This is a genomic window from Kitasatospora sp. NPDC004272 (assembly GCF_053603035.1).
Window position 1 is genome coordinate 15,781 of the sequence record NZ_JBSGET010000099.1, and the last position, 15,619, is coordinate 31,399.

Genomic DNA, 15,619 nt, shown 5'->3' on the forward strand with positions numbered 1-15,619 from the left:
GAGAGGCGGAGTTGCATGAAACGTGTTCTATCGTCTGCAATGGCGGCCATGCACACCGAACCGGGGAACCCGCAGGACGACAGCACGCCGGACCGGCCCCGGATCGACCGCCGCACCCTGTTCACCGCCGGGGCCGCCCTCGCCGCCGGCGCCGCCGGGGCCGGTGCCGCCACCGCGCTCACCCGCGAGGACCGGCCCGCCGCCGCCCCGCCGCCGCCCGCCGCAGCCGTCCCGTTCCACGGCGCCCGGCAGAGCGGCGTCGTGCACCGCCAGCTCCCCGCCACCCGGCTGCTCGCCCTCGACCTCCCCGCCGACGCCGACCGCGGCGCGCTGCGCACCCTGCTGGCCGGCACCGGGGACGTCCTGGCCCGGGCCGCCGACGGCACCCTCGCCGACGCCCGGCTGGCCGGCACCCCGCCGGTCACCTCGCTCGCCGCGGTCGGCCCCGCCCTGGCCGCCCGCCTCCGGCTGCCCGCCCCCGAGACCCTCGCCGAACTCCCGGCCTTCCCCGGCGACCGCCTCGACCCCGCCCGCGGCGGCGGCGACCTGCTGCTCCAGGTCAGCGCCGAACACCCCTGGACCACCGGCGTCCTGGCCGAGCACCTGCTCACCGCCGCCACCGCCGCGGGCGCCGCCCTCCGCTGGCAGCAGGACGGCTTCCTGCCGCCCACCCCCGACGGCGGGACCCCGCGCAACCTGTTCGGCTTCAAGGACGGCACCGCCAACCCCGACCCCGCCGACCCCGCCCTCTGGCACCAGGACGGCACCGTCCTGGTCTACCGCCGGATCCGGATGGACACCGCCGCCTTCGCGGCCCTCCCCGCCGACGGCCGCGAACTCGCCATGGGCCGCCGGGCCGACACCGGCGCCCCGCTCACCGGCAGCGCCGAGCACGACGACCCCGACATCTACGCCAAGCACCCCGACGGCTCCTACGTCATCCCCGCCGGCGCCCACGTCCGCCTCAGCAGCCCCCGCCTCGACGGCGGCGCCCGGATGCTCCGCCGCGGCTGGTCCTACGACGACGCCCCCGCCGACCGCGGCCTGCTCTTCTGCGCCTTCATGTCCGACCCCGCCCTCTTCACCCGCGTCCAGACCCGCCTCGCCGAACGCGACGCGCTCGCGCCGTTCCTGGCGCACACGGCTTCGGCGGTGGCTTGGGTGCTGCCGGGTGTGAGGGAGGGCGGGGTGTTGGGTGAGGGGCTGTGAGGGGTCCGCTGGCCGTGGGGGCCGGGAGGGGTGGGGGTTCGCCGAACGCGACGCGCTCGCGCCGTTCCTGGCGCACACGGCTTCGGCGATCGCTTGGGTGCTGCCGGGGGCGCCGGAGGGCGGTCAGCGGGGGGACGGACTGTAGGGAGCCGGGGGCGGAGTGCCGGTCGTGGGTGCCGGCCCGGCCCACTGGACGGCCTGCTGCGGGACGTCACCGGCCGGGCGGCCGACACCCGCGTCGACGGCGACAGCCGGTAGCCGGGCGGAAGGGCCGTCCAGACGGTCGTCCGGTTGCCCCACCGGTCTGCCCCGCTGGTCAGCGCCACGCCGGTGTCGCCGAGCCGTCGGGGTCCAGTCCGTCGGGCCAGGTCTGCTGCCGGTAGGCGGTGAGGATGCCTGAGGCGTCACCTGCGTCCAGAGCCGTTCTCGCGAGCCGTTCCGCACCGGTGCGGTCTCCGTCGGCGGCACGGGCCAGTGCGATCTCCGCGAAGACGGAGAAGTTGCCGGAGTCGCTGGCCCGGAGGGCGAGGGACTCGGCACCGACCAGGTCTCCGGCCATGTCCTGGATCAGCGCGAGGCAGGCCAGAGCGTGATCCTCACCCGTGTCGAGCGCCCGTCGGTACAGTTCCTCCGCCCCGGAGCGATCTCCGGCGACGAGACGCAGCCGTGTCAGGCCGGGCAGTGCGCTCGGATCGCCGGCGTTCGCGGCCTGCCGGAAGAGTTCCTCCGCGCGGGCCCAGTTCGCCGAGGCCTCCTGTTGCCGGGCGAGCCGGATCGCCGGCAGCGGGGTGTTCGGGTCCAGGTCGGTCTCGTCCGGAGCGTCCTGTGGCGACAGGTGGTGGGCCCACTGCAGGCGGTGCCTGATCCGGGCAGCGCGTTCGAGGGAGCGGCGGTCCTCGGGGTGGGCCAGGTGGTCGTAGGCGGCGTTCCAGAACGAGGCCGGCGGGCACGAGCCGCGGTACTCAAGCCGACCGTGCTGTTCGAGGAGCCCGGCGAGGCGGTAGAGGGGTCCGGTCGATGACGGGGGAGTGCGGTGTGCCGGTCGGGGGCCCGACGGTCTGCGGAGCGGACGGGGAGTGGCGCGTCGGAGCGGTGCCGATCCGCCGCGGACGGGGCGGGTGAGGTCGGCGAAGGCGGCCTCGGCCCAGTTGTCGTCCAGTCGCTCCCAGTCGGGGTCGCTGAGGTAGTCCACGGCGGCGTCCGTCAGGAACGACTGGGGGAGCAGACCGACTCCCAGGCGGCGTGCGTCCATCGCCGCCCGGAGGAGCGCCCTGGCGGCAGGGCTCGCCTGCTCGTAGTGCCGCGTCAGTTCCAGCCCGCCGGAGAGGTACTGGGCCAGCCGCCCGTGGTCGAGGTTGTGGGCCAGGGCGTCCATCAAGAGCACGTCCCCCGCCGCGGCCTTCGACCGCGCGGCGCGGTGGGCCGCCGCGTCGAAGGAGTCGGGGACGGGGACCAGCCGGTTCCCGAGCAGGTCACGGACCGGAGCACCGGGGTCGTGGCCGCCCGGAAGCGGCTGGGCCGTGCACCGGGCGGCGTACTCGGGCCAGAGCGTCCCGAGGACCAGCACCGGTGCGCGGTCCGCCCGCTCGACCAGGGACCGGAGGGCCACGGCCACTCGTGCCCCGGCCATGGTGAGGGGGAGGCAGCGCTGTGCCTCGTCGAGCCACACCACGGTGCGCGGTGCGATGTTCCCCAGTTCGGGGAGCAAGCTGTCGGCACTGAGCGGTTCGGGAGGCTGCCACAGCCGCCACCCCAGGTCGACCAGTGGTTGGACCGCCTCCCAGCAGGCCCGGGACTTACCGGTCGCCGCGGATCCGACCAGGACCGCCATGCCGCTGGTGCCGTGGGCGGCCTCCCGCACCACGGTGGCGAGGGCCTCGTCGTGGGCGCGTCGGACGTAGCTGGTGAGTGTCCGAGCGGATTTCGCCGAGGCCGGGTGGATGCCGAGCTCGTGCGGACGCCAGGAGCGGATCGGCTTGCCCGGGGTCGTCGGCCGGGGGTCCTCGGCGGCGTCCCGGCCGTTTCGCGGCACCAGGACGTCCGGGTCGTCCGGGGTGCCCCGGTCGACGGTCGCGTCCGGCGCGGCCCGGCCGAGGTGCATCCGGTCCAGCAGGTTCGCGAGCGGCCATTCCGGATGCCGGTGGAGGAAGGAGGCCGACAACCGGATGCTGAACGGCAGGAGGCCCCCGGCGATGACCAGGGCCCTGGCCGTGCTGTGCTCGGCCGCCACCCGCTCCCGGCCGACGAGCGCCGCGAGCAGTTCCACCCCCTCGGAAGGCGTCAAGTGGGGGACCCGCAGTGCCCTGGTGCCCAGCGGTGCGACCTCGGCGGACCGGCCGGTGATCAGGACCGCGCTCCCGGGCGTCCCCGGGATCAGCGGTTCCACCTGCCGCCTGTCCGCGGCGTCGTCCAGCACGATGAGCACGCGTCGGCCGGCCAGGAGCGAGCGGAACATCGCGGTGCGTTGTTCCCGTCCGTCCGGAGGGCGGTCCACCCCGAGTGCGGTCAGGAAGTCGTGCAGGACGGCCGAGGAATCGACCGATCCGCCCTGCAGACGGGCGAAGAGCTGACCGTCGGGGAACTCCGGCCGGAGGGCGTGCGCGGTGCGCAGGGCCAGCGCGGTCTTCCCCGCCCCGGGCGGCCCGGTCAGCGCGGTGACGGCGACGGTGTGCGAAGGGCCGTTCCGCAGACTGTCCAGCAGATCTTGGAAGAGGTGCTCACGACCGATGAAGTCGGCGGTCTCAGGGGGAAGTTGCGCGGGGCGCGGGACCCTGGGCGGGTGCGGCCCGGTGGTGCCGGAGGCCGTTGTCCCGGTCAGCAGCCCGGGGTCGTGGGCGAGGATCCGCTGGTGCAGTTCGCTCAGCCGGGGACCCGGATCGACGCCGAGTTCCGTGCTCAGCAGCCGCCGGGCACGGCGGTAGACGGCCAGGGCTTCGGCAGACCGGCCGGCTCGGTACAGTGCGGTCATCAGCAGTTCGTGCGTGCGTTCCCGCAGGGGCTGTTCGGTGGCCAGCTCCTGGAGTTCCCCGATGCTGTCCGCCCCGCGTCCCAGCGCGATCCGTCCGGCGAACAGGTCCTCAAGCAGGGTGATGCGCTGCTCGGCCAGTTGCGAGGCCAAGTTCTCCGAGAAGAATCCGGGAACGCCTTCCAACGCCCGGGGACCCCGCCAGAGCGCGAGCCCCGCGGCACCCGTCCGGACGGCCCGCTCCAGGTCGCCGTCGGTGGTGGCGCGGGAGGCGTCCGACCGCATCCTGCGGAAGACCCCGATGTCCACCGCCCCTTCGGGCAGGCGGAGGAGATAGCCGTCGCTGACGCTCGCCAGGACGTTGTCGGGCCGTCCGTGGTCCAGGGCCGCACGCAGCCGGGAGACGTAGGTGCGGATGGCCGCGACGGCCTGCGGAGGCTCGGAGGAACCCCACAGGCCGTAGACGAGCTCCGCGACCGGCAGCACTCGTCCCGGGTTCGCGGCCAGCATGGCCAGGACCGCCCGCTGCTGGGGGGAGCCGATGGCCAGCTCGGTGGCACCGCGCCAGGCCCGGACCGGTCCCAGCAGCGATATCCGGAGCTCCTGCGGTCCGGTCGGCCGGCTCGCAGCGGTCGGGTCCTGCTCGGGAAGCACCGCGTCCCTCAGCGCGGTGCCCGGGCCGGCCGTGGCGGGTTCCGGTTCCTGCATCAGCGCCGAGGCGAGTGCCCAGGCGTCGGAGGTGCGTCCGGAGTCCGCGAACGCGCGCGCCAGCTGCTCCCGGAGGCCCGGGTGCTCCGGGTGCTCGGAGACGAGCGCGCGGAGCTCGGGGATGGCGACGGCCCCTGCGCCGAGCAGGAGGTCGGCCTTGATCCGCAGCGCCCGCGCCTCCAGCTGGAGTTCCTCCAGCGCTCGGCGGAAAGCCTCCAGGGGACCGTTCGTCCTGATCCCGGTCAGGGCCGGACCGCACCAGAGCGACAGCGCCTCGTCGAGCCCGTCACGGGCGGGGCCGGGCTGTCCGGCAGCCAGCTTCCGGCGCCCGTCCTCCACGGCGGCGCGGAACCGCACGGCGTCCACCGACGAAGGCGTGATCTCCAGCAGGTAGTGGCCGGAACGGGACCTGAGCGGGGGGGAACCGGCGCCGGCCGATCGGAGGGCCGACCGCAGCCGGCTGACGTACGCGTGCAGGGTGCTGCTCGCCGACGGCGGGGGGGAATCGCCCCACAGGCTCGTGACGAGCCGTTGCACGCTCACGGCCTGCCCGGGGGCGGCGAGCAGTTCCGCGAGCAGCGTCCGCACCTTGGCGCTGGCGATGCCGAGGGGCGCGCCGTCGACGGTCAGGGCCACTGGTCCCAGCAGTCGGGCTTCGACCTTCACCACATCTGCTCCAGGGAACCGAGGAGCACCTGCTCGCGCTGGCGCAGCAGTTGCTCGGGAGTGCGCGCGTACTGCTGCTGCCAGTTCCGCACCTCGTCGTCGAGGAGTTCCAGTGCCCTCCGGGGCGCGTCCGACATGAACAGCGCCCGTGACCTCAGCAGGACGATTCCCACGTCGCCGGGATACTCCTGGTGGAGCTGCCGGAGTTCGTCCGCGGCCTCGGCGACCGCCCCCAGCCTCAGCCGCATCCGGGCCGCCCGGGTGCGGACGTCCTGGCGGATGTCGAGCAGGCCCTGCCGGGCCGTCGTGATGTAAGGGGTCGGCCTCAGGTCCGACAGGGGCTGGCCCCGCCAGGAGTGCTGGGCCGCGATGTACGTGAGCAGGGCCTCTTCGTAGCGGCCGCCCTTCTCCAGCTCCCGTCCCCTGGTGGCCATCTGTTCGAAGACCAGGATGTCCACGGCGTGGGTGCCGATGTGGAGCGCGTAGCTGGCCTGCTCGCGCGAGTGCCCCGGGTAGCCGGTCAGGTCGGGTGCGGGGCGGATGGCTGCGGCGTTCTCCTGCAGGCAGCGCCGCAGGTGGTGGACGTGGACCTGGATCGCGTCGATCGCCGTGGCCGGTGCGCCGGTCGGCCACAGGCGCTCGCGGATCAGCGCGACGGGAACCGCCTGCGAGCGGGCGAGGAGGAGGACGGCGAGGAGGGCCCGTCGTTGCGGTGGTCCGATGGGCGTGGTCAGGCCGTTCCGTCGGGCGACCACCGGCCCCAGCAAGCAGAACTGAAAGTCCGTTCCCACCCAGCCAGGCTAACAGTCTGTTCAGCAATCGTTAAGTGCTCCTGCAGCAAAGGCATTTGACGGACGTTTATGAACAGGGGCCATGGTAGGTCCAGACGTCCTGTGACTTGCCCAGTCCCGCGTCGTTGCAGGTGGGGGCCTTCGGGGGTGGTAGCCTGGAGGCCCTTTCCTGTTGGACGCCGACCCAACCCTGTTGCCGCGCAGGTCAGCTGAGTTAGCGTCAGATGACCAGCGGTGTGTGAAAGGGATCTCCCGCCCACCTACCAGGGCACGCGTTCGGGGCCGCCTCGCCGTCCACCGCTGGAGCCGGACTGGGCATTCACCTCGAAGGGACTCTCCCGTGCAAGTACAACCGATCGTCGTCCTGGCGGCCGGGGCCATCGCCCTGGCCTTCTTCCTGCTCGTCGGATTCCTCGTCAGGGTGCTCCGGGACAACCGGCGACAGGTCGCCGTGCTGGTGGTCGTCGCCACCCTGCTCGGCGTCCTGCCCACCATCCTGATCGCGTTCTCCGTGGTCACCACCCCGGTGGGCCCGTCGGGCTGACGCCCGGCCCGTTGACGGGTGGGAGGAGCGAGGAGGAGACGCAGATCCGGCCCCGCCACTTCGGTGGCGGGGCCGGAACCGTTCGGTCAGGCCGCCCGCGAGGGGGCCGGGCCGACCGGAGCGTGGTGGATCGGGCCGCCGGTGGCGGAGAGCGGGAGGCAGGAGCCGCCGCGGGCCTCGGCGACGAGTTGGGCGGCGATGGCGACGGCGGTCTCCTCGGGGGTGCGGGCGCCGAGGTCGAGGCCGATGGGGGAGTGCAGGCGGGCCAGCTCGGCTTCGGTGAGGCCGACTTCGCGCAGGCGGGCGGCGCGCTCGCGGTGGGTGCGGCGGGAGCCCATCGCGCCGACGTAGCCGACCGGCAGCCGCAGGGCGCGCTCCAGCAGCGGGACGTCGAACTTGGCGTCGTGGGTGAGGACGCACAGCACGCTGCGGCCGTCGAGCCTCTCCAGCTGGGTGTCGAGGTAGCGGTGCGGCCAGTCGACGACGAGCTCGTCCGCCTCGGGGAAGCGGCGCGCGGTGGCGAACACCGGCCGGGCGTCGCAGACCGTGACGTGGTAGCCGAGGAACTTGCCGATCCGCACCACCGCGGAGGCGAAGTCGATCGCGCCGAAGACGAGCATCCGCGGCGGCGGCACGTACGCCTCGACGAAGACGGTGACGGTCTGCTCGGCGGAGGGGTCGCAGGGGCGGCCGTCCAGCCCGAGCAGGAGCCGGCCGGTGCGCCCGGCGGAGAGCATCGCGCGGGCCTCGGTGACGGCGGCGCGCTCCAGCCGGAGGGAGGCGAACGAGCCGTGGTGGGCGTCCGCGGTGACGGCGAGGGTGCCGCCGAGCAGGGCGGGCGGGCCGTCGACGATCCGGGCCACCGCGACGGGCGCGCCGGAGGCGGCGTGGGCGACGGCCGCGTCCAGGCCGGGGTCCGCGCCGGGGGTGACCGGCTGGACGAAGACGTCGAGCAGGCCGCCGCAGGTCAGGCCGACGGCGAAGGCGTCCTCGTCGCTGTAGCCGAAGCGCTCCAGCACGGGGGCGCCGCTCTCCAGTGCGGCCCGGCACAGCTCGTACACGGCGCCCTCGACGCAGCCGCCGGAGACCGAGCCGACCGCCTCGCCGTCCGCGTCGACGGCCAGGGCCGCGCCGGGTTCGCGCGGGGCGGAACCCGAGACGCCGACCACGGTGGCCACCGCGTAGGGGCGTCCGGCGGCGTGCCAGGTGTGCAGCTGGGCGGCGATGTCGTGCACGGGAACTCCTCGCAGCGGGCGGTGCCGCCCCGCCGGAGGGTTCGGCGGGGCGGCGGTGGGGGCGGAGGCGTCAGTGGACGCCCAGCCAGGACTTGATCGGGACGATCGCGAAGTACACGACGAACACGCCGGTCAGGATCCACATCAGCGGGCCGGGCTCGCGCCACTTGCCGGTGCCCGCCTTGATGACGGTGTACGAGACGACGCCGGCCGCGACGCCGGCCGTGATGCTGTACGTGAACGGCATGACCACGCAGGTCAGGAACGCGGGGATGGCGACCTCGCGGTCCGACCAGTCGATGTACCGGGCCTGGCTCATCATCATCGAGCCGATCACCACCAGCGCGGCGGAGGCGACCTGCACCGGCACCACCGCGGCGACCGGCGAGAAGAACAGCATCAGCGCGAACACGCCGCCGGTGACGGTGGAGGCCAGGCCGGTGCGGGCGCCGTCGCCGACGCCGGTGGCCGACTCGACGAACACGGTCTGCCCGGACGCGCCGGCCACGCCGCCGATCGCGCCGCCCGCGCCGTCGACGAACAGCGCCTTGGACAGGCCGGGCATCCGGCCCTTGGCGTCGGCGAGCCCGGCCTCGGTGCCGACGCCGATGATGGTGGCCATCGCGTCGAAGAAGCCGGCCAGGACGAGGGTGAACACGGCCACCGAGGCGCTGATCGCGCCCAGCCCGTGCGAGCCGAACGCGCCGAACAGGTCGACGTGCCCGAACAGCCCGAAGTCGGGCGCGGCGACCGGCGATCCGGGCCAGGTCGGCGTCGAGCCGCCCCAGTCCGCCGCGGTCAGCCCGGCCGCCTGGTTCACCACCAGCGCGACCGCGGTGCCGGCCGCGATGCCGATCAGGATCGCGCCCCGGACGCCCCGGGCCAGCAGCACGAAGACGGTCAGCAGGGTGAGTGCGAAGATCAGCACCGGCCAGCCCCGCAGCTCGCCGAACGGGCCGAGCGAGAGCGGGGTGGGGCCGCCGGTGTGCACGAACCCGGCCTTGTAGAAGCCGATGATCGCCACGAACAGGCCGATGCCGATGGTGATGGCGTGCTTGAGCGGCAGCGGGATCCCGTTCATGATCTTCTCGCGCAGCCCGGAGACCACCAGCAGCACGATCAGCAGGCCGTAGAGCACGCACAGGCCCATCGCCTGCGCCCAGGTGGTGTGCGGCACCACCAGCGCGGATATCGCGCCGGAGACGGACAGGCCGGCCGCGACCGCCAGCGGCACGTTGCCGACCACGCCCATCAGGATCGTGGTGACGGCGGCGGCCAGCGCGGTGGCGGTGGTCAGCTGGGCGTGGCCCAGCTTCGCGCCGGTGACGTCCGCGCCGCTCAGGATGATCGGGTTGAGCAGGACGATGTAGGCCATCGCCATGAAGGTGGTGAGACCGCCGCGGATCTCGTTGCCCAGGGTCGAGCCGCGCGCCGAGATCTTGAAGTAGGCGTCGAGGGCGCCGCGCGGGGGTGTTTCCGGTGCGGTGGGCGCCGCTTCTTCGGTGGGGCCGGGCTCCGTGGAGGTCCGGGACATGTCCACTCCCAAGGTTCATAGGGGGTTGGGGTGGGCGAGCCGACCTGAATGCCCGTCAGGTGGGGTAGGCAGGGGGACTGGTTCGACTCACGGGTGGTGGGGGTGGTGCGGCCGCCTCGCCCGGCGTGGCGGGACGGCGGGACCCCGGGGGCGGCGGGGAAGAGCGGGACGCCGCCCCCGGGGAACGTTCAGAGCGTGTCGGTCAGGTGCTCCGGCCGCACCGGGATGCGGGTGAGCGCCTTGCCGGTGGCCTGGCGGATGGCCGCGACGATCGACGGGGTGGCGGAGACGGTGGGCGCCTCGCCGACGCCGCGCAGCCCGTACGGGGCGTGCGGGTCGGGGAGTTCGAGGATCTGCACCGGGATCGGCGGGGTGTCCAGGATGGTGGGGATCAGGTAGTCGGTGAAGGAGGCGTTGCGCACCTTGCCGTCCTTCAGCACGATCTCCTCCATCACCGCGAGGCCCAGCGCCTGGGTGCAGCCGCCCTGGATCTGGCCGACCACCGAGAGCGGGTTGAGCGCCTTGCCGACGTCCTGCACGGCCGTCAGCTCGACCACCTTGACCAGGCCGAGTTCGACGTCCACGTCGACCACGGCGCGGTTGGCGCAGAAGGTGTACTGGACGTGGCCGAAGCCCTGCCCGGTCTCCTTGTCGAACGGGACGGTGGGGCGGTGGTGGTGCTCGCGGGTCTGCTCGACGGCGTCCTCGCCGAGCAGGTCGACGATCGGGATCAGCACCCCGGCCGAGGCGGAGACCACCTTGCCGCCGGCCAGCGACAGGTCGTCCTGCGTCCAGCCGTAGCGGTGCCGCCCGCGCTCCAGCAGCTCGTGCCGGACCGCCTCGGCGGCGAGCTTCACCGCGCCGCCGGTCATGTACGTCTGCCGGGAGGCGGAGGTGGAGCCGGCCGAGCCGACCTCGGTGTTGGCCGGGTGGATGGTGACCTGCTCGACGCCCAGCTCGGTGCGGGCGATCTGGGCGTGCACGGTGACGCCGCCCTGGCCGACCTCGGCCATCGCGGTGTGCACCATGGCGACCGGCTCGCCGCCGATCACCTCCAGCCGGACCCGGGCGGTGGAGTAGTCGTCGAAGCCCTCGGAGAAGCCGACGTTCTTGATGCCCACCGAGTAGCCGACGCCGCGCACGATGCCCTCGCCGTGCGAGGTGTTGGACAGCGCGCCCGGCAGGGTGCGCACGTCCAGGTGCTCCAGGTCGAGCGGCGGCGGCAGCGGCATGTCCTTGACCCGCTGCAGCAGTTCGGCGACCGGCGCGGGCGCGTCGATCTCCTGCCCGGTCGGCATCCGGTCGCCCTGGGTGACGGCGTTCAGCTGCCGCAGCTCGACCGGGTCCATCCCGAGCGCCTCGGCCAGCTTGTCCATCTGCGACTCGTAGCCGAACGCGGCCTGCACCGCGCCGAAGCCGCGCATCGCCCCGCAGGACGGGTTGTTGGAGTACAGCGCGATCGCGTGCATCCGCACGTTCGGGATGACGTACGGGCCGTGGCCGAGCGAGGCGGCGTTGCCGACCACCGCGGGGGAGGCGGAGGCGTAGGCGCCGCCGTCCAGCACGATCCGGCAGTCGGCGAAGACCAGTTTCCCGTCGCGGGTGGCGCCGTGCTCGTAGCGCATCCGCGCCGGGTGGCGGTGCACGTGCCCGAAGAACGACTCGTCCCGGGCGTAGACGATCTTGACGGGCTTGCCGGTGCGCAGCGCCAGCAGGCAGGCGTGGATCTGCATCGACAGGTCCTCGCGGCCGCCGAACGCGCCGCCCACCCCGGCCAACGTCAGCCGGACCTTCTCCAGCGGCAGGTCCAGGACGGGCGCCATCTGCTGGCGGTCCACGTGCAGCCACTGGGTGGCGACGTACAGGTCGACCCCGCCGTCCTCGGCGGGCACCGCCAGGCCGGACTCCGGGCCCAGGAACGCCTGGTCCTGCATGCCGACCTCGTACTCGCCGGACACGACCACGTCCGCCAGCGCCCGCACCTCGTCGGTGACGCCCAGGCCGGAGACCAGCCGCTGTTCGTGGCAGACGTTGCCGTACGCGTGCGACTTGTACTCGTGCGGCTCGTGCACGTAGCCGTGGGTCTCCGGGTCGAGGCACTGCTCCTCGGTGGTGATCGGGGTGAGCACCTCGTACTCGACCTTGATCTTCTTCACCGCGCGGCGGGCCGTCTCCGGGTGGTCGGCGGCGACCAGGGCGATCGCCTCGCCGTGGTAGCGGACCTTGTCGATCGCCAGGGCCGGCTGGTCGGCGATCTCCAGGCCGTAGTACTTCTCGCCGGGGATGTCCTCGTGGGTGAGCACCGCGTACACGCCGGGGACGGCGAGCGCCTCCGAGACGTCGACCGACCGGATGTCGGCGCGCGGGTGCGGGGAGCGCAGCGCGGTGCCCCACAGCATGTCCTCGTGCCACAGGTCGGAGGAGTAGGCGAACTCGCCCTTCACCTTCAGCGTGCCGTCCGGGCGCAGCGGGGAGCCGCCGATGCCGTCCTTGGACGCCTGGTTGATCTTCTGCAGGTTCTTCTGGCCCTGGATCGTGCGCGCGCTCACTTCTCGGCCCCCCGGGCACACGTGCGGGCCGAGGCCAGCCGCACCGCGTCCATGATCTTCTCGTAGCCGGTGCAGCGGCACAGGTTGCCCGACAGCGCCTCGCGGATGTCGGTGTCGGACGGCTGCGGGTCCGCGGCCAGCAGGGCGTCGGTCTGCACCAGCAGGCCGGGGGTGCAGAAGCCGCACTGCACGGCGCCCGCGTCCACGAACGCCTGCTGGACCAGGCCCAGTTCGCCGTCCTCGCCGGCCAGGCCCTCCACGGTGCGCACCTCGCGGCCCTGCACCTGGCCCGCCGCCACCAGGCAGGAGCACACCGGCACCCCGTCCAGGTAGACCGTGCACGAGCCGCACTCGCCCTGCTCGCAGGCGTTCTTGGACCCGGGCAGGCCGACCCGCTCGCGCAGGACGTACAGCAGGGACTCGCCCTCCCACACGTCGTCGGCCTCCACCGGCTTGCCGTTCGCGCTGAACGTGACCCTCATGCCGCGCTCCTGATCTGCTTGCGATAGTCGTTCCAACACCACGTCAGGGTGCGCCGGGCCATCACGGCCAGCGCGTGCCGCCGGTAGTCGGCGGTGCCCCGGACGTCGTCGATCGGCGAGGCCGCGTCCTTCACCAGCTCGCCGAAGCGCCGCACCACCTCCGGGCCCAGCAGCTCGCCGGACTCCCACAGGCCGCGCTCGGCGAGCACCCCCCGCAGGTACTCCTCGGCCGCCACCGCCCGGCGCGGCGTCGGCGCGGCCGAGCCGATGCCGGTGCCGACCGTGCCGTCCTTCGGGTGCAGCGCGAAGCCGAACGCGCAGACCGCGATCACCATCGCGTTGCGGGTGCCGATCTTCGAGAACTGCTGCGGCCCGTCCGCGACCGGGATCCGCACCGCGCGGATCAGCTCGTCCGGCTCCAGGCCGTTGCGCTTCACGCCGACGTAGAAGTCGTCGATCGGGATCAGCCGCGACCCGCGCACCGAGTGCGCCTCCACGAACACGTCCCGGCCCGCCGCCAGCAGCGCCGGGTGCGAGTCGCCGGCCGGCGAGGCCGCGCCCAGGTTGCCGCCGACGCTGCCGCGGTTGCGGATCTGCGGCGAGCCGACCGTGTGCGCGGCCAGCGCCAGGCCGGGCAGCGGCCCCGACAGCTCCTCGATGATCCGGGCGTACGGCACCGCCGCGCCCAGCCGGACGACGGCGCCGTCGTCCGTCCACTCGGTGAGCTCGGTGATGCGGTTCAGGTCGAGGATCGCGGATGGCCGGTGCACGTCGAAGTTCATCTCGACCATGACGTCCGTGCCGCCGGAGATCGGCAGCGCGGTGGGGTGCTCGGCCTTCGCCGCGAGTGCCTCGTCCCAGGTGGCGGGCCGAAGGAACTCCATGCGGGTAACTCCTCAAGTCGGCGCCGACGGACGCGGGCACTGCGCCCTTGCCGGTGGCCGGGGCCGGGGCCCGATCGGTCACCGCGGTGCAGCCCGGCGGCGTGTTGGCAAGTGAACCGCTGTGACGGGGGCCACTGGCAGTCACCGATGGCATGAGGCCCGCCGGTGCCCCGTACCACCGTCCTGTACGTTCCTCTAAGGTGGACGATCCTCCAGCCCGGCTCGTGCACACTGGGCCGTTCCACCCCGCGGTCCCACCCTCACAGACCAAGAAGGGCAGCCCATGCGCGTCCGTGACCTGCTCGCCCCCGGCGCCCCCCGACTGCGGCTGCTCGCCGGGGAGGACGAACTCGACCGGCAGGTCACCGGAGTGATGACCACCGACCTCCAGGACCCCGGCCGCTACCTGCACGGCGGCGAACTCGTCCTCACCGGCATGCTCTGGCGCACCGCCCCCGCCGACTCCGAGCGCTTCGTGCGCACCATCGTCACCGCGGGCGCCGCCGCCCTCGGCGCCGGCGAGGTCGAGGTCGGCCCCGTCCCCGCCGACCTCGCCGAAGCCTGCCGCCGCCACCGCCTGCCGCTGCTCGCCGTCCCCGACGACGTCGCCTTCGGCGCCGTCACCGAGTACGTCGGCCGCCAGGTCTCCGCCGACCGCGCCGCCGACCTCGCCGCCCTGGTCGACCGGCACCGGCTGCTGGTCTCCGCCGCCGGCGCCGGCGGCCTCGACGCCGTCCTCGACCTGCTCGGCGGCGACCTCGACCTCGACTGCTGGGTCCTCACCCCCACCGGGCGCGTCGTCGCCGGACCCGCCGAGCACCTGCCGCCCGCCGACCGCGACCAGCTCGCCCGCGCCCACCTCGCCGCCCAGCGCCAGCGCCGCCGCCCCCCGCACCGGGTCCGCCTGGCCACCGGCCCCTACTCGCTGCTGCCCGCCGCCGCCGACGGCCGGGACGCCGACACCCCGCTCGCCGACTGGATCCTCGCCGTCGCCGGCGACGTCACCGAGTGGACCCCGGGGCGCCAGCGGCTCGCCGAGAACCTGGCCCGGCTGGTCGCCGCCGAGCGCACCCGCCGCGACGAGGGCCGCCGACTGCGCCGCCGGATCGCCGACGAGGTGCTCACCCTGCTCCAGCGCGACGCCGACCCCGCCGAGATCGGCCGCGCCCTCCAGGCGTCCACCACCATGGCCGCCCGCTACGAGGGCTCCACCGAGACCTCCGGGCCCGGCCCGCAGTGGCTCGTCCTGTCCGCCGACGCCACCGGACTGCCCGACGGCGCGCTGCGCCCGATCCTCGAAGAAGCGCTGGCCGGCGCCACCGACCGCGCCCTGGTCGCCGCCCTCGGCCCCACCGGCGCCGTCGTCGTCCTCCCGGCCCTGGACGCCCCCGTCCCCGCCGACGCCGTCCGCGCGCTGCTCGCCCCACTGGAGGCCGGCCTCGGCTCCGAGGGCCGGATCACCGTCGGCGTCTGCGCCCCCGCCGCCGAGTCCGGCGGCCTGCGCGGCGCCCTCGAAGAGGCCCGGCACGCCCGCCGGATCGCCGCCGCCCGGGTCGGCCGGGTCTGCGTCGCCGGCCCCGAGGAGCTCGCCTCGCACGTCCTGCTGCTGGCCGCCGTCCCCGACGAGGTCCGCCGCGCCTTCCGCAGCCGCCTGCTCGACAAGGTCATCGCCTACGACCTCGAACACCAGGCCGACCTGGTCCGCACCCTCGAAGCCTTCCTCCGCTCCGACGGCTCCTGGACCCGCTGCGCCGCCCAACTGCACGTCCACGTCAACACCCTGCGCTACCGCATCGGCCGGATCGAGGAGCTCACCGGCCGCGACCTCTCCCGACTGGAGGACCGGGTCGACTTCTACCTCGCCCTGGAGCTCTCCTGAGCCGCGACGGAACGCGGAACGGGCGGGGGCCCGGGGACCGACCGGTCCCCGGGCCCCCGCCCGTGCGCGCGGCGCCTCAGAAAGTGTGGGGTAATTGATCAACTGCGTGGCGTGATCCAGTGGCTGTGATCTTCGCGGTCGGGTGTCCGCGAAGATCGCCGCCATGTGCGTCT

The 15,619-nt window shown here is 74.1% G+C and carries 10 protein-coding genes; 3 read left to right on the plus strand and 7 right to left on the minus strand.

Features of this window, described 5'->3' with window-relative positions; translation table 11 throughout:
- Positions 1-48 precede the first annotated feature (48 nt).
- Positions 49-1,209 carry a Dyp-type peroxidase gene (locus ACWEO5_RS26560; protein WP_452164754.1) on the plus strand — a complete coding sequence of 387 codons (1,161 nt, stop codon included), beginning with the start codon at positions 49-51 and terminating at the stop codon, positions 1,207-1,209.
- A 316-nt stretch (positions 1,210-1,525) separates the two neighbouring features.
- Here the strand turns inward: ACWEO5_RS26560 and ACWEO5_RS26565 are convergent, their stop codons facing one another.
- Complete coding sequence (locus ACWEO5_RS26565; protein WP_452164755.1) at positions 1,526-5,548, minus strand: BTAD domain-containing putative transcriptional regulator; 4,023 nt, start codon at positions 5,546-5,548, stop codon at positions 1,526-1,528.
- Positions 5,545-6,339, minus strand: coding sequence for an AfsR/SARP family transcriptional regulator (locus ACWEO5_RS26570; protein WP_452164756.1), 795 nt, complete (start codon positions 6,337-6,339; stop codon positions 5,545-5,547). Before ACWEO5_RS26570 ends, ACWEO5_RS26565 begins: the two co-directional genes overlap by 4 nt.
- Before the next feature lie 340 nt (positions 6,340-6,679).
- Between ACWEO5_RS26570 and ACWEO5_RS26575 the strand changes: the two genes are divergently transcribed.
- Positions 6,680-6,883 carry a hypothetical protein gene (locus ACWEO5_RS26575; protein WP_452164757.1) on the plus strand — a complete coding sequence of 68 codons (204 nt, stop codon included), beginning with the start codon at positions 6,680-6,682 and terminating at the stop codon, positions 6,881-6,883.
- A gap of 86 nt (positions 6,884-6,969) precedes the next feature.
- Here the strand turns inward: ACWEO5_RS26575 and ACWEO5_RS26580 are convergent, their stop codons facing one another.
- From ACWEO5_RS26580 to ACWEO5_RS26600, 5 genes are all read right to left on the minus strand, one after another.
- Entirely contained in the window at positions 6,970-8,118 is a 1,149-nt protein-coding gene (locus tag ACWEO5_RS26580; protein WP_452164758.1) for an XdhC family protein, read from the minus strand.
- 70 nt (positions 8,119-8,188) lie between these two features.
- A complete protein-coding gene (locus ACWEO5_RS26585; protein WP_452164759.1) occupies positions 8,189-9,652 on the minus strand; it encodes an NCS2 family permease in 1,464 nt (487 codons plus the stop codon).
- Between the two features lie 188 nt (positions 9,653-9,840).
- Complete coding sequence (pucD, locus tag ACWEO5_RS26590; protein ID WP_452164760.1) at positions 9,841-12,201, minus strand: xanthine dehydrogenase subunit D; 2,361 nt, start codon at positions 12,199-12,201, stop codon at positions 9,841-9,843.
- Positions 12,198-12,683 carry a (2Fe-2S)-binding protein gene (locus tag ACWEO5_RS26595; protein WP_033256032.1) on the minus strand — a complete coding sequence of 162 codons (486 nt, stop codon included), beginning with the start codon at positions 12,681-12,683 and terminating at the stop codon, positions 12,198-12,200. The genes pucD and ACWEO5_RS26595 overlap by 4 nt, the downstream gene beginning before the upstream one ends.
- Positions 12,680-13,567 carry an FAD binding domain-containing protein gene (locus ACWEO5_RS26600; RefSeq protein WP_452164761.1) on the minus strand — a complete coding sequence of 296 codons (888 nt, stop codon included), beginning with the start codon at positions 13,565-13,567 and terminating at the stop codon, positions 12,680-12,682. Before ACWEO5_RS26600 ends, ACWEO5_RS26595 begins: the two co-directional genes overlap by 4 nt.
- 283 nt (positions 13,568-13,850) lie before the next feature.
- Between ACWEO5_RS26600 and ACWEO5_RS26605 the strand changes: the two genes are divergently transcribed.
- Complete coding sequence (locus tag ACWEO5_RS26605; RefSeq protein WP_452164762.1) at positions 13,851-15,446, plus strand: PucR family transcriptional regulator; 1,596 nt, start codon at positions 13,851-13,853, stop codon at positions 15,444-15,446.
- Positions 15,447-15,619 lie beyond the last annotated feature (173 nt).

Excerpts from the sequence above, each read along its gene's own strand:
- ACWEO5_RS26560 (WP_452164754.1), top strand. The coding sequence starts at position 49 with ATGCACACCGAACCGGGGAACCCGCAGGACGACAGCACGCCGGACCGG.
- ACWEO5_RS26600 (WP_452164761.1), bottom strand. The coding sequence starts at position 13,567 with ATGGAGTTCCTTCGGCCCGCCACCTGGGACGAGGCACTCGCGGCGAAG.
- ACWEO5_RS26585 (WP_452164759.1), bottom strand. The coding sequence starts at position 9,652 with ATGTCCCGGACCTCCACGGAGCCCGGCCCCACCGAAGAAGCGGCGCCC.
- ACWEO5_RS26605 (WP_452164762.1), top strand. The coding sequence starts at position 13,851 with ATGCGCGTCCGTGACCTGCTCGCCCCCGGCGCCCCCCGACTGCGGCTG.
- ACWEO5_RS26595 (WP_033256032.1), bottom strand. The coding sequence starts at position 12,683 with ATGAGGGTCACGTTCAGCGCGAACGGCAAGCCGGTGGAGGCCGACGAC.